This is a genomic window from Pseudomonas sp. 2995-1 (genome assembly GCF_002742505.1).
Classification (GTDB): Bacteria; Pseudomonadota; Gammaproteobacteria; order Pseudomonadales; family Pseudomonadaceae; genus Aquipseudomonas; species Aquipseudomonas sivasensis.
In genome coordinates this window covers 1-257 of record NZ_LJSA01000695.1, presented here as the reverse complement: position 1 = coordinate 257, position 257 = coordinate 1, and the positions used below count along the sequence as shown (strand labels likewise).

At 47.1% G+C, this 257-nt stretch carries 1 pseudogene; it reads left to right on the top strand.

The features are described from left to right. A pseudogene (locus AOA61_RS30735) lies at positions 1-257 on the top strand (transketolase); the annotation flags it as partial.

Here is a 257-nt window from a genome sequence, read left to right as displayed (position 1 = left end):
GGTTTGGTGTTCGTGAGCATGCAATGGGAGCTGCCTTAAACGGTTTAGCACTTCATGGTGGCGTACGACCATACGGTGGAACATTCTTCGTATTCTCTGATTACCTACGTCCATCTATCCGTTTAGCGGCAATGATGAAGCAACCAGTCGTTTATGCTCTTACTCACGACAGTATTGCTGTTGGGGAAGACGGGCCTACACATGAGCCAGTTGAGCAATTACCTGCATTACGCGTAATTCCTGATCTAACAGTAATG